Origin of the sequence: Priestia sp. 179-F W1.4 NHS (genome assembly GCF_045369295.1) — a bacterium.
Classification (GTDB): Bacteria; Bacillota; Bacilli; order Bacillales; family Bacillaceae_H; genus Priestia; species Priestia zanthoxyli.
In genome coordinates this window covers 772507-786857 of sequence record NZ_JBIQFF010000002.1, presented here as the reverse complement: position 1 = coordinate 786857, position 14351 = coordinate 772507, and the positions used below count along the sequence as shown (strand labels likewise).

Annotated in this window: 12 protein-coding genes and 3 riboswitches; of the genes, 7 read left to right on the top strand and 5 right to left on the bottom strand. The window is 38.8% G+C overall.

Annotated features, from left to right (window positions below; genetic code table 11):
- Positions 1–8: 8 nt before the first annotated feature.
- The 4 genes from uca to ACH0CI_RS14480 form a co-directional block, all read right to left on the bottom strand.
- A complete protein-coding gene (gene uca / locus ACH0CI_RS14495) occupies positions 9–3620 on the bottom strand; it encodes an urea carboxylase (protein ID WP_406901708.1) in 3612 nt (1203 codons plus the stop codon).
- Between the two features lie 16 nt (positions 3621–3636).
- Positions 3637–4290 carry an urea amidolyase associated protein UAAP2 gene (locus ACH0CI_RS14490; protein WP_335707488.1) on the bottom strand — a complete coding sequence of 218 codons (654 nt, stop codon included), beginning with the start codon at positions 4288–4290 and terminating at the stop codon, positions 3637–3639.
- 20 nt (positions 4291–4310) lie between these two features.
- Complete coding sequence (locus ACH0CI_RS14485) at positions 4311–5048, bottom strand: urea amidolyase associated protein UAAP1 (RefSeq protein ID WP_335707489.1); 738 nt, start codon at positions 5046–5048, stop codon at positions 4311–4313.
- A gap of 47 nt (positions 5049–5095) precedes the next feature.
- Positions 5096–5200: riboswitch (guanidine-I (ykkC/yxkD leader) on the bottom strand.
- Between the two features lie 124 nt (positions 5201–5324).
- Positions 5325–6674, bottom strand: a complete 1350-nt coding sequence (locus ACH0CI_RS14480; RefSeq protein WP_034269790.1) for an APC family permease — start codon at positions 6672–6674, stop codon at positions 5325–5327.
- A 63-nt stretch (positions 6675–6737) separates the two neighbouring features.
- Positions 6738–6839: riboswitch (guanidine-I (ykkC/yxkD leader) on the bottom strand.
- A 211-nt stretch (positions 6840–7050) separates the two neighbouring features.
- A riboswitch (purine riboswitch) is annotated at positions 7051–7152 on the top strand.
- Positions 7153–7662: 510 nt separating this feature from the next.
- On the opposite strand from ACH0CI_RS14480, the gene ACH0CI_RS14475 reads away from it, so the two are divergent.
- Positions 7663–8988, top strand: coding sequence for an amidohydrolase family protein (locus tag ACH0CI_RS14475; protein WP_223546327.1), 1326 nt, complete (start codon positions 7663–7665; stop codon positions 8986–8988).
- 47 nt (positions 8989–9035) lie between these two features.
- On the opposite strand, the gene ACH0CI_RS14470 is transcribed toward ACH0CI_RS14475, so the two are convergent.
- Positions 9036–9233 carry a cold-shock protein gene (locus ACH0CI_RS14470; protein WP_013055689.1) on the bottom strand — a complete coding sequence of 66 codons (198 nt, stop codon included), beginning with the start codon at positions 9231–9233 and terminating at the stop codon, positions 9036–9038.
- Positions 9234–9656: 423 nt separating this feature from the next.
- Between ACH0CI_RS14470 and ACH0CI_RS14465 the strand changes: the two genes are divergently transcribed.
- From ACH0CI_RS14465 to ACH0CI_RS14440, 6 genes are all read left to right on the top strand, one after another.
- Entirely contained in the window at positions 9657–10289 is a 633-nt protein-coding gene (locus ACH0CI_RS14465; protein ID WP_033578197.1) for an NAD(P)-dependent oxidoreductase, read from the top strand.
- Between the two features lie 172 nt (positions 10290–10461).
- Positions 10462–11448 (top strand): Gfo/Idh/MocA family protein, encoded by a 987-nt coding sequence (locus tag ACH0CI_RS14460; protein ID WP_033578198.1) that lies wholly within the window; start codon positions 10462–10464, stop codon positions 11446–11448.
- 573 nt (positions 11449–12021) lie between these two features.
- Positions 12022–12564, top strand: coding sequence for a peroxiredoxin (locus tag ACH0CI_RS14455; protein ID WP_335708364.1), 543 nt, complete (start codon positions 12022–12024; stop codon positions 12562–12564).
- 119 nt (positions 12565–12683) lie between these two features.
- Entirely contained in the window at positions 12684–13127 is a 444-nt protein-coding gene (locus ACH0CI_RS14450) for a TlpA family protein disulfide reductase (RefSeq protein ID WP_013055693.1), read from the top strand.
- A 472-nt stretch (positions 13128–13599) separates the two neighbouring features.
- The gene (locus ACH0CI_RS14445) at positions 13600–14211 is read left to right on the top strand and encodes a sigma-70 family RNA polymerase sigma factor (protein WP_033578199.1); all 612 of its coding nucleotides are present in this window, start codon (positions 13600–13602) and stop codon (positions 14209–14211) included.
- Positions 14204–14350, top strand: coding sequence for a YvrJ family protein (locus tag ACH0CI_RS14440; protein WP_013055696.1), 147 nt, complete (start codon positions 14204–14206; stop codon positions 14348–14350). The genes ACH0CI_RS14445 and ACH0CI_RS14440 overlap by 8 nt, the downstream gene beginning before the upstream one ends.
- The last annotated feature ends 1 nt before the right edge of the window (position 14351 follow it).

The window sequence follows — 14351 nt, the reverse complement described above, 5'->3', positions numbered from 1 at the left end:
CACCGTCCTTAATGAGTAATTGGAGAAAAGGCTTTTATACCGGCAATCAGCTGTCCAGCCTGTACTTCATCGCCGGGTTTTACATGAATAGAACTGATATATCCATCCATAGGTGCTAGCTGTGGAAACTCCATTTTCATACTTTCTTCGATAATTAACGTATCGCCTTTTTCAACTTTTTGTCCTTCTTCAACAAGAACTTTCCATACGCTTCCCGGCATTGTACAGCGCGCGGCTTCCGTACCTTCGGGCAGTTCTTGTTCCGTAATTTCAGCCGTTTCATGTTCAGAGACGTACTCAGCTAAGCCAAGTGCTTTCCAATCTTCTCGTTCTGTTTGAAAAGCAGCCTGCTGGGTGTGACGAAAAGCAGCCGTGCTTTCTTCAATAGATGAAAGAAAATCTAAATATTCTCCAAGTTTAAACGTTGTCTCCGTAATATCTGCTTCAAATCTCCCACGAAGGAAATCTTCGCGCAGTTTTAAAAGCTCATCTGCTTCTACTGAGTAAAATTGAATTTGATCAAAGAAACGAAGAAGCCACGGTTTTCCTGCTTCAAAACTTTCCGTTTGACGAAGTCGGTTCCACATTTGAATCGTGCGTCCGACAAATTGATAGCCGCCAGGACCTTCCATTCCGTATACGCACATATACGCACCGCCAATACCAACTGCATTTTCAGGCGTCCATGTACGAGCGGGATTATATTTCGTTGTAACTAAACGGTGACGAGGGTCTAGAGGCGTAGCAACAGGTGCGCCTAAATATACATCTCCAAGCCCCATTACAAGATAATTAGCGTCAAATACAACTCGTTTCACATCTTCAATGTGATCCAGACCGTTTACTCGGCGAATAAACTCTAGATTGCTTGGACACCAGGGGGCATCTGGACGAACGTTTTGCTGATAGCGTTCAATAGCCAATTGAGTCGCAGGATCATCCCATGAAAGTGGCAGTTTTACAATACGAGACGGAACTTCCATTTCTTCAAGAGGAGGAAGCGCGCGATCAATAGCTGAAATGTGCTGACACAGTTCAAGAATAGACATCTTTGTTGCATCAATATGAATTTGAAGAGAACGGATACCAGGCGTTAAATCTAGAACTGGTAAATCCTTACGCTTTTGAATAGCTTCCATTAAAGCATGCACTTGGAAGCGAAGCAGCAGGTCAAGCTCCATTTCTCCGTACTCCACAAGTATATTCGCATCGCCTGAGCAGCGGACGGAAAATGGGAAGCGTCTATTTTCCGTTTCGTTAATCAGCAGCGGATAATCGCTTTTGAGCGGCTGTGCTACTGGATTTGTAAACATAGGAAGTGATGCGGATGTTCCGATATGCTGTAAAAAGTCTTCCTGCATACATTTGAGTTTTTCAGCTTGTTCAAGGTCAATTAATTTAAACGAAATTTTATCTCCGGGATGAAGCTGTCCTATTTTCCAAAACTCTGCTGAAGCAGTCGTAACAGGGCAAACAAAGCCGCCGAGGCTCGGACCGTCTGGGCCAAGTAAAATAGGCATATCTCCGGTTAAGTCTAAGGTGCCGATGGCATAGGCGTTGTCATGAATATTTGATGGGTGCAAACCGGCTTCTCCTCCATCTTCACGCGTCCAAAAAGGAGCGGGACCTATTAACCTAACGCCTGTTCTAGAGCTGTTAAAATGAACTTCCCATTTTGTATCTGTTAGCTGCTGCAAGTACTCTGGCTGCAAAAACTCTTCTGTACAATGAGGGCCGGGAATCACTCCGATTGTCCATTCTTTAGACATGGTCGGCTGGTAGGAAAGAGCAAGTTCATTTTCAACGTGAGCGTAGTCAGAAACACGCAGTACATCTCCCGTGCGAAGTGCTCTTCCGCCGTGTCCTCCGAAGCTTCCTAGTGTAAAAGTAGAAGAACTGCCTAATATTTTAGGCATATCAAGTCCGCCGCCAATCAGTAAATACGTGCGCATTCCTTCGGTTGCTTCACCAAATGAAAGAATTTGCCCTGGCTTTGCTTGAATGGTTTTATACATGGGAATTTCAGCGCCGTCTAATGTAGCCTGCATGTTGGCACCTGTAATACAAAAAGATACATTGTCTCTAAATTTATAAGAGCCACCTCGGAGAGTCATTTCAATTCCCGGGGCATCCGGTGAATTTCCGAGAAGTTTGTTTCCTATGCGAAAAGCAAAAGGATCCATTGGACCGCACGGAGGAACTCCTACATTCCAGTGCCCGGTGCGTCCCGGGTAATCTTGAACAGTGGACTGAACGCCGCCGTCTAATACTTCAATTGCTTGTTCGCTCGGAGTATATGAGTTAAGCATTTGAGTATACACATCGCCTGTTTTACACGCTTTTTCTTCTAACAGTCCCTGCAAGTATTGAAGATTAGTAGTAACGCCGTATAATCTCGTCTCTTTTAAAACAGCGCTCAATTTTAGAAGAGCTTCTTCTCGTGTTTTTCCATGAACGATAATTTTAGCGAGCATAGGATCATAAAGTGATGTTACAGTAATGCCGTCTCGCACCCATGTTTCAACTCGAGCACTTTTAGAGAAAATGGCTTGGTCGATTTGCCCGCCGCTTGGACGAAAATCATTTAAGCAATCTTCGGCATAAATACGCGCTTGGATACTGTGACCTGAAGGAACAGGAAGCAAAGAAGGAAGGTTTACCAGCTCATCGCATGCTTCTTTAAGCATCCATTCTACTAAATCGATGTTTAACACTTCTTCTGTAACGCCGTGTTCTACTTGAAGACGAGTATTTACTTCTAAAAAATAAAACTTCTCCGCTTCGGCGTCATATAAAAATTCTACTGTTCCTGCACTTCGGTATCCCACTTCTTTAGCTAGTCGAGTAGCTGCTTGCAGCATATTTTCCCGTATATATGAAGGGAAGTTTGGAGCTGGACTTTCTTCAATTACTTTTTGATTTCTTCGCTGAATAGAGCAGTCGCGTTCTCCTAAAGCCACTACTTCTCCAAAAGAATTCCCGAAGATTTGAACTTCCACATGGCGAGCTTTTTGAATGTATTTCTCTAAAAAAACACCGCTGTTTTTAAAGTTTGTTTGTGCTAAATGGCAAACTGAGTCAAAAGCGGCTTGAAGCGCTTTTTCATCCTGGCAAACACGCATTCCAATTCCGCCGCCGCCAGCTGTACTTTTTAACATAACGGGATAGCCAATCTCTTCAGCAGCACGTACAGCTTCTGATACATCTGTAATAAGAGGTGTACCAGGAAGCAAAGGCACGTCCGCTTTTTGCGCAATTTCCCGAGCTGAATGTTTCAATCCGAATATTTCCATTTGCTGAGGTGTAGGACCAATAAATACAATTCCTTCAGCTCGACAGCGACGAGCAAATTCCGCGTTTTCGCTTAAAAAACCGTAGCCTGGATGAATAGCTTCTGCTCCTGTTTTCTTTGCGATATCTAGAATAAGGTCTTCGTTTAAATAACTTTCTTTGACCGGGCCGCTGCCAATTAAAATGGCTTCATCTGCTTCATCAACGTGCAGGCTGTCTTGATCAGCTTCTGTATAAACAGCCACAGATTTCACTCCAAAATGTCGTAATGTTCGGTCAATTCTAACGGCAATTGCTCCTCGGTTCGCAATTAATACTTTTGTAAACATAGATGAACACTCCTTTTTATAATGAATCCCAAATAACTAAGCGAATAGGGGTAGGGTTATAATCGTTGCACGGATTATTAAGCTGAGGGCAGTTACTGATCAATACAAGTGTAGGATTGATCGCTTCCATTTCTACATAGTATCCAGGTGCAGACACTCCGTCATTAAACGTTAATCCGCCGCTTGGCGTCACAGGTACATTCATAAAAAAGTTTACGTTCGGTGCTAAATCTCTTTTAGTGTAGCGGCTATCATATTTTGATAGCTGCAGCATAAATGTATCTCGGCAGTTATGCATCGGAAGCGTGTCATGTGCATAACGTACGGTGTTGCTTTGTGCGGAACAAGCTCCACCTAAAGTATCGTGGCGTCCGCACGTGTCAGCTACAATTTTGACTAGTTCTTTGCCAGATTGAGAAAGCAGCACTGTGCCGGTGGATAAATAAATATTTCCTTGATTAGCAATCGTAGATACTGCACTGTAATGATTCTCTGGATTTTCTGCATCAAAGAATAACGTATCCGCTGCTTGATTTCCTTTTACATCTATTATTCTAAGCGTTTGTCCTGGTTTAAGTTCGTGCATCCAGCCGTCCCCAGCCAGTACCGTTTCATCATAAATTGCGTTCTCTATTTTTCTGCTACTTTCCACTCGGTTAAATACAGCCATTATAGAAGCCTCCTTCATTTTTAAATCGTTGATAATGTTTTATTTCCAAGCAATAGGTCATAAGACCATGTGTTTTCAAACGCTCGTTTATTTTCAGGCCTAAAATTCAAGCAGTAGTCGTCTGAGCTTACAGGAGCCGCTTCATCAACGGTTATTTCAATCGGAACAGAAGGATACGTTTTACTTGGGTCTAAAGGGTTAGGGGTATTAGACAGTACAAAAAGCAAATCCATTTCTGTTCTAAGCGTAATAAAATCTCCTTTTTTACAATGAGAAGAAACAAAATTCATATTGCCTTCTTCGTCGCAGTATACTTTTGAAAATAAGTTAAGATTAGGGACTAAATCCCGTGTTGTTAAACCGTTGCGCAGAAGCTCCATTGAGAAGTTTTCTTCTCCATTCCTTCTCCATGCGTTTCGGGATTCTTGATAAGTAGATGCACCGTATTTTTGATGAGTGAAGCTGCGCGTAGTATAGCCTGAAATGGTATCATGCCAGCCGGTGGTGTCAGCAGTGATGCTTGCAAATGCTCTGCCGTTGTCACTCATCAGAACGTGTCCTTTTGTTAAATGAGCAGTATGCTGAGCTTTTAAGGTATCAGGCATGTTGTATCGTTCCGTTAAATCATAAGCGTTGTACAATAGTAGGGATGCGTTTGCACCGGATTCTTGTGCGGTAAACGTCACTGATTTTCCTCTCCCAATTCGTCCTGACCATTTTCCGCCCGCTGGGATGGTTTGCTTCCAGATATAACTCATAAAATAACCTCCTTAGAATAAAAAAAGGATAAAAGCTTGGGAGAGTAGTCTCCCAGGCTTTTATCCTTCCGTGTTATACAGCATAGCGCCATATCGCTCTCTCTCGGACCAGTCTTTAACGTATGTTAAACGGAACCCTAGACAGCTTTTTTGTTCTTAACATCTGTAAGAACCTTTATCCATTTGTGGCTTTCGATTAATCGTAGTATAGTATGTTTGAAAATAAGTTGACAAGCAGTTTGTTAGAATACCTGACACAAAAACTGATTTTTCAGTTTATTTTTCAGGGACCGTCACTTTTGAATGATCTCTCTTTACAAAAGGAGCCGATAGTCGAGATTTTACAAATAAATAGAGAAACCCAACCGTAAGCCAGGCGACACCAATCAAAAGAGTGTCTTTGTTTAACAGTGTGAGCAGCCATCCGATAAATGCCGCTCCTATCAAAGGGAAGATTAAATAAAGTATTGTTTCAGTAAACGATCGTTTCTTTAACTTAATATAAAAATGGGCAATGACTGATAGATTAACAAATGTAAAAGCGGTTAAGGCACCGAAACTGACAAAAGTAACGGCTGTGTTTAAATCAATAAACATTCCCAAAAACGAAAAAGCGGTAACAAGCAAGATATTCACCACGGGCGTTTTAAACGTTGGATGAATATATGAAAATACCTTCTGAGGCAGCACGGATTCACGGCCTAAAGCATATAAAAAGCGAGTCACGCTTGTGACTGAAGAAACTCCTTGAGTAAAGGTTGCGATAATTAAGACCGTAATAAATAGACTGCTTAAAAGATTTCCGCCCACTAATTTTACAAGGGTGTAGGCAGCATTATCAGGATTAGTAAATGTGAATCCCGGATAGGCAATCTGTGTAAAATACGAAATAGCGATGTACATAACAGCTGCAATACAAACAATAAGAAAAATGGCTTTTGGAATGGTCCTTTCTGGTTGAATCGTTTCTTCCGCCATTGTTGTAACGGCATCAAATCCTAAAAAGCAAAAGCAAATGAGCGCAGCTCCAGAAAAGATAGTCGTAAACGGTACATCTGAAGCCAAAAAAGGATGAAGTGAAAAAAGAGTAGAAGAACTAGCTTGACCTGTTGCAATATCTTTGATGATAAATAAACAAAACAAACTTATAAATAGAATCTGAACTACAACAGAGATGCCGCTTATACGAGCGACAGATTTAATACCAACAATATTGACTAAAGCTAAGATAATGTTCATGACAATGACCCATACGTATACAGGAATAGAAGGAAATTCTGTATGCATAAAAATACCAAATGTTAAAATAGCGATAATAGGGGAGAAAATATAGTCTAAAAGAAGTGCCCAGCCTACTAAAAAGCCAAGGCGAGGATGTATAGCTTTTTTCGTATACGTATAAGCAGATCCTGCTATTGGATATGCTTTTACCATTCGGCTATAGCTATATGCGGTAAAAAAGATAGCTAAAAAAGCAATTAAATAAGCAAGGACCATTTGCCCTCCAGCCGCATCGTAGGCTACTCCGTAAACTGTAAAGAAAATCATCGGAGTCATCCAGGCAAGACCCAAAAATACAATTTGATATACCTTTAGCGATTTACTTAACGCTGGTTGGTTGTTCATATAAATCCCTTCTTTCCTCTATTTTATACTAGTAAAAAAGAAAAGCCTGGGAGAATGATGTCATTCTCCCAGGCTTTTATCCTTCCGTGTATACGGACCGTTCCGTACGCTCTCTCTCGGACCAGCCTTTAACATGTGTTAAACGGAACCCTAGATCGCTTTTTGTCTTCAACAGAGTGAAGACCTTTATAGATAATGTAAGTAGTTCGAAGTATAAGCAGGATTATAAGAAGATGCAACTACTGTGTTAGATAGTTTAACAAACTTTTAAAAAAAGTAAACTTTTGTAAAAGGCGAACTATATATAATTTTATTAAAAAGATTATTCGTTTATATTTGACTTATAGAGAGACCTATAGTATATTTGTAGACAAGAAAAAGCTAAATACGGTTCACTCATATATGTTTGAGAATATGGCTCAGACGTTTCTACCTTATCACCGTAAATGATAGGACTATGAGTAAAAAGTGAATCTAGGTTCCCATTTTTACGTTAGTAGAAAGTTTGGTCCAAGCGATTCACATATTCATTTTTGAAAAGAAGTGGATATGACACCGAAGGGATAAAAGCCCAGGCGGGTAGGTTTTTGCTCATTGTATTTGAGAGACCTGCCTTTGTTTGGGCTTTTTCTTATGTGTCTATTTACAGTGTGAGCGAGTGGTGGAAATTTTTTGCTTGTATCTGCATTGCTTTCTGGGGAGAATAGCGATGCAAAGCATGAAATCACTCACTGAAGCTTTATCTGTAAGCCCTCATTTAACCATGGGAAGTACATTCTATCTATTTTCTAGCATTTTTTCTTTGATGAGCAGCGTGGGGACGCTGCTCCTTTTTTTTTGTTCTTGCTTTTTTCTCTGTAAATAAAGGCCTTTAGAGAGAAGGTGATTCGCGAAATTTGGCGAATTAATGCTTTAAACAATAAATGATAAATAAGATAAAGCGGTCTATGAAAAATGAAGAAGTTGAAAAATTGAGGAGGGAATTATATTGCTTCACTTAATTAATGTTCGCTTGCCAATTATGCACGATCACGCTCTTTTTGAAGTGAAAATTTCAAATGGAATGTATACTTCTATCGTTTTACAAAACGGTTATCTTGAAGGTGACGAGTTTTTTCCGCTACACGCGGCCGTGTTAGGAAAAGAAACGTCACTTGATGCACAGGGGCGTGTACTATTACCAGGATTTGTAGATATGCATATGCATTTAGACAAAGCTCATTCGCTTCCTCAGGTACCCAATCTATCTGGAACTCTTCAAGAAGCCATTAAAAATTACAGCAGCAGCCTGCCGGCATTTCCAGAAGAAGAAATTAAGCAGCGAATGTTAAAAACTGCTTTGCAGGCATTAGCTAACGGTACGACTACGATTCGAACGCATATTGATTTTGACTGCAGCATGGAAGAAGATAGCTTATTTCGAAGTTTACAAGCGGCTGTCGAAGTGAGAGATGAATTAAGCCCGTATATGGATGTGCAGGTTGTTCCGCTATTCTCTAACTTAGACATTGATGATATGCATAAGATGACTAAAATTGAACGAGCATTCGACCTTGAAATTGATGCGATTGGAGGCTGTCCTCATTTAGCTGGAAATCCAGAAAAAGAGATTGATGCTCTGTTTTCGCTGGCTCAAGCCTATAATAAACCTCTTGACTTACATGTGGATGAAAGCGATGATCCATCTGTTGATACGATAATTAATATTGCTCATAGAACAATTGAATTGAATATGGAAGGAAAAGTGGTAGTGGGGCATCTTTGTTCGCTTGCAGGAATGACTGATGCAAAAGTGAAAGAAATCTTAAACCTTTTGAAACAGGCGAAAATTGGAGTTGTCACATTACCTGCTTCTAATTTATATTTACAGGGAAGAGAAGATAAAGGAATTGTAAGACGAGGCGTAACGCGTATTCGCGACATACAAAAAGCAGCGATTCCGATTGCTACTGCATCTGATAACGTGAACGACCCCTTTCATCCGTTTGGAAAAGCAGACTTGCTGCAAGTAGGGTTACTAACTGCCTATGCTGCACATATGGGAAGTCCAGATGATCAGCGGCAGTTGCTCCGAATGATTACAAGTATACCAGCCCGGCTGATTGGAAAAGAAAAGTATGGAGTGGAAGAAGGAAACGAAGCAAACTTTGTTCTGTTAAATGTCCAGTCTGTACAGGAAATATGGACTGAACTTCCTGAAACTCGCTTTGTTTTCAACAAGCATCGCTGGCTTAGCGTAAAAGAGACGCATCAGCGGCTCGCGGATACGAACTTGACTAATCTTTGGCAGGAAAATCAAATTTTAATTGGTTAAATAGACATAAAAAGAAGCTGTCACTAAAGTGACAGCTTCTTAATCAATTACTTTTGAACGTTAGCAGCTTGTGGTCCACGAGCTCCATCTTCGATTTCAAATGTAACTTCTTGACCTTCTTCAAGTGATTTGAAACCTTCGCCTTGGATAGCTGAGAAGTGTACGAATACGTCGTCTTGTCCTTCTACTTCGATGAATCCAAAACCTTTTTCTGCATTAAACCATTTTACTTTACCTTGTACCATTGTAGTACCTCCTGTGTGGAAAATCCACGAATATATTACTATCTCTGCTCAATTTCAATAAGAATCACTTTAAAGAAAGTCTTTCTATTTGTTAACACCGAACAAGAAATAATATACCTAGTATAACACTTTTTTATAAAAAAGAAACCTTTTTTCATAAAAAAGTACTCTGAGATAAAAATAAGTTGAAAATATGTAAATATTTTGAAATAGTAAACAAGCTATTGTTTTGTGGATTTTTTAGCGATCCCTAAAATCTTTTATCTCGTAAAAAAATGAATAGTGAGGTTGACAAATTGAATAACGTGTAACTATAATGGTTACAACGAGCTGAAAAGAAATAGCAGTGTTATAAAAGCTCAAATTTTTTTGTGTAATGTGTAACTATTGTGGTTACAACAAAAATAAAAGGAGAGAATAAAAATGAAAATTGGCGTTATTGGAGCAACAGGAAAAGCAGGTCAATTAATTATGGAAGAAGCAAAACAGAGAGGACATGAAGTAACAGCCATTGTTCGAAATGCTTCTAAACTAAAAAATCAAACAAACGTAATTGAAAAAGATATTTTTGTCATTACTTCAAAAGACATTGAACAGTTCGATGCTGTGGTAGACGCATTTAATGCACCTCCCGGAAGTGAACAGATGCACGTTGAGTCTATACAATCACTTATTAAAGCATTTCAAGGTGTTCAAACGCGACTCGCAGTAGTGGGCGGTGCAGGAAGTTTATTTGTAGATGAAGAAAAAACAATGCCTTTAATGAGCACAGAAGGTTTTCCAGCAGCTTATTATCCAACGGCTTCAAATATGGGCAAAGGTTTAAAAGAACTAGAAAAATCAACTATAGATTGGACTTATTTAAGCCCAGCCGCTTTTTTTGACCCAGAAGGTGCTCGCACTGGAGCCTATCAATTAGGAAAAGATCACGTGATTACAAATAGTCAAAATGAAAGCTATATTAGCTATGCTGATTATGCGATTGCTTTAATAGATGAGTTAGAGAATAAAAACTATGTAAACGAACGTTTTGCTGTAGTGGGTGAGAAAGCATAAGCTTACGTTTGAGTCATATAAAAAAACAGCTTACATTTGTTGTGAGCTGTTTTTTATATAGAACAAAATAGATATAAAGCAACGGAAAATGGTATAGATTTTTTATTATTTCTTCGTTTTTCTTTTTAAAAACGATACAATACAACATAGATGATAAAAAGGAGATGAAAAGATGATTCGTTTTGGTGTAATAGGAACAAACTGGATAACAGATCGACTGTTAGAATCAGCTCAGTATGTAGACGACTTTCAGCTTGCAGCTGTTTATTCTCGAACCATTGAAAAAGCAGAAGCATTTGCAGGTAAATATGATATTCCTCATATATTTACTGATTTGGAGGAAATGGCAGCGAGTGCTGAAATTGATGCAGTGTATATTGCTACTCCAAATGCTTATCATGCGGAACAAGCTATCTTATTTTTGAAAAATAACAAGCATGTACTGTGTGAAAAACCGCTCGCAGCCAATGCAGCAGAAGTAACTCGGATGATTCAAACAGCCAAGAATCACAATGTGTTACTAATGGAAGCGATGAAATCAACCCTTCTTCCTAACTTCAAAGTGATTCAAGAGAACTTACATAAAGTTGGTCCAATTCGAAAATACGTGGCATCTTACTGTCAGTATTCTTCTCGTTATGATAAATATAAAGAAGGTATCGTGCTTAATGCCTTTAAGCCAGAGCTTGCCAACGGTTCACTGATGGATTTAGGTGTATATTGTCTTTATCCTCTGATTACGTTGTTTGGAGGGCCTCATAAAATAAAGGCAACGGCGTTTATGCTAGAATCTGGAGTAGATGGAGAAGGGTCAGTTGCTTTAGAGTACGAAGATCGCGACGCGGTCATCATGTATTCTAAGATTACAAATTCGCATTTACCAAGTGAAATTCAAGGAGAAAAAGGCAGTATGATTATTGACAAAATACATACTGCTGAAAAGGTAGAAATTCGATACAATGACGGACGGGTAGAAGAGTTAACGGTCGATCAGCCTTACCCTGCTATGTACTACGAAATAAATGAATTCGTAGAGCTGTTAAAGCAAGGAAAGATGGAATCGGACACAAATTCTTATGAAAATTCGTATCTAACAATGCATGTGATGGATAAAGTGCGAGAGCAAATCGGTCTTGTATATCCAAATGATAAGAAATAAATAAAAGAGGCTGGACAAAAGTAGTTTAGTTGAAGGAAGATCCGAACGAGTTTGATTCTTGATGGAGAATCAAACTCGTTCGGATTTTTTTATGGGTAGGGTAAAAGCAGGTTTTAAGTAACAAGTAGTGACCCTTATTAGATGATTTATACCATTTGTTCGTCTCTAAATTGGATTTAGATCGTTATGTCTCATTCTCTTTTATTGTAGTTATAAAGAGCATAATTGAGATTTGAAATCTTGTTGCAGCATACTGCAAAAGCAAATATGTTGAAACAAGGGAAGTTTTTTAGTATCTTCTATGTTCATTTATCCCTGCATATATAGGATTAATCAAAGGAAAGAATAAAAAGAGTGAGAAATATTCGATAATCAATCCTAGATTAAAATGATTATAAAAAAGTATTGACTATAATAATAGCTCGTGTATAATAAAGAATGTAATCAATAGTTATTACTAGTTTATAATGATACTAATAATCGTTATCAAATAGTGAATAGTGCTGATTGCATTAAAAATAATACATACAAGCATAGGCTTGTTAAATACATTGTACAAGGAGAGGTTTTGACATGGCAGAACGTATGGTAGGAAAACAAGCACCACGCTTCGAAATGGAAGCTGTACTTGCAAATAAGGAATTTGGAAAAGTAAGTTTAGAAGAAAATATGAAAAACGGTAAATGGACAGTATTGTTCTTCTATCCAATGGACTTTACATTCGTATGTCCAACAGAAATTACAGCCCTATCAGATCACTACGAAGAGTTTGAGGATCTAGATGCTGAAGTGATAGGTGTTTCTACAGATACAATTCATACTCACTTAGCTTGGATTAACACAGATCGTAAAGATAATGGGCTTGGAGATTTAAATTATCCATTAGCTGCAGATCCAACTCATGCAGTAGCACGTGATTACGGCGTATTAATTGAAGAAGAAGGCGTAGCGCTTCGCGGATTATTCATTATTAATCCAGAAGGTGAATTACAATATGCAGTTGTAAACCATAACAACATCGGCCGCAGCGTAGAAGAAACATTACGTGTACTTCAAGCACTTCAAACTGGCGGACTTTGCCCAGCTAACTGGAAACCAGGTCAAAAAACACTTTAATAAATAACGGTAGAGTAGAGGAGAACTTCCTCTACTGCTGCCATTAAAATAGAAAAGATAGTTTTCTAACTGTAAAATACAGAATATTCGGTTTGATTAATGTAGAGGAGGATTTTAACATGAAATTACGTGAACAAATGCCTGAATTAACTGGAGCAACATCTTGGATTAACGACGAAGTGACAAAAGAAGATTTAGTAGGTGATAAAGCAACGCTTATCCACTTTTGGTCAGTAAGCTGCCATTTATGTAAAGAAGCAATGCCTGAAGTTAATGATCTTCGTGATGAGTATGATGATCAATTGAATGTTGTAGCGGTTCATATGCCTCGTTCGGAAGATGACTTAGATATGGGTGTTATTGAGGCAATGGCAATGGGACACGATATTACTCAGCCAATTTATGTAGACAGTGAGCATAAGTTAACAGACGCTTTTGAAAATAAATATGTACCAGCATATTATGTATTTGATAAAGAAGGTCAGCTTCGTCATTTCCAAGCGGGTGGAAATGGAATGCCAATGCTTCGCAAACGTATCAACCGCGTTTTAGGAGAAGAATAATCTATACATGAAGAAGAAATAAAAAGGGCCGGGATAAAAATATTTTAGCCGAAGTGAAAAACGAAACACTGATCAACATGTTTGATTAGTGTTTCGTTTTTTTGTTATGCAGAACGTAGATTTCATCTGTTTCGTTCCTTCTAGCAGTTGATTGGAGGGCAAGCGACGAGGAGGCTCAGCGGCCGCCCGCGGAAAGCGAAGTCTTGCACGGAAATCAACTGCGGTGTAATAAGCAGTCCAGCTCATGTATTCTATTTGTTCGTCTTTAGATTGGATCCATTTCGTTATGTCTCAATCTCTTTTTTTATTTTTACTGAGTCGTTTTGATTATTAATGAGCATTTCATCATATTGACATAAAAAACCTAATATAGTTAAATTTATATAAGAACAAACGTTCGTTTTTGGTGTTGTTATTTTACTCTTTTCTCCCTTTTTAATAAGTATAAGAAAAAAAGGAGGAGATTTGCACAATGACTCAGCTCTATTCGCAGCAAGAAAAGCGGCACGACAAAGAATGTACCTTTCATACATTTCTTACAAACCACAGCGCAACTCTTCAGACTCATATAATGAATACATTTTTGACACCAGAACGCTATGAGCGATTACAAAAAGCGGTTGTTAAAAATGATACAAAAGAACAAAGACTTCTAAACAAAGAATTTCATCAGTTTTATAGTGAAGTTAGATTGCTTCATTATATTAACAAGCTTTGCAGACATTATTCCAGAGATGTTATGCGTGTAAAAGAAAAAGAGCGTTCATATATTCCTCTTCGCCTGCAGCAGCCGGCTGCGCTAGATGGAAATCGAACAGTTGAAGATATGCTAGGAGTACAGGACGGAGCTGTATGGGAGCATGAATTTTTAGGAAATCAACTTGAAAATCGTATTCTTCATCATGCATTTCGCCAATTAACGGCCAAGCAGCAGTGTATGCTGCACTTGATTATTGTTGAACGCTGGACTCATAAAGAAATCGCTGCTTATTTTTCTATTTCTCAGCAAGCGGTTTCTAACCATTACCAACGTGCGCTAGGCAAGTTGAAAAAAATTATGAAGGTGAGTGATAGATATGTTTGATCCTCAGTGGCTTCAACTTGTTGGAAACGTAGGGTTTCCCGCTGTCCTTTCTTTTTATTTATTACTGCGTGTAGAAAACAATATAAAGCGACTTGAAGAAAAAGTGGAAGAATTAACAACTGATTTAAGAAAGAAGTGAA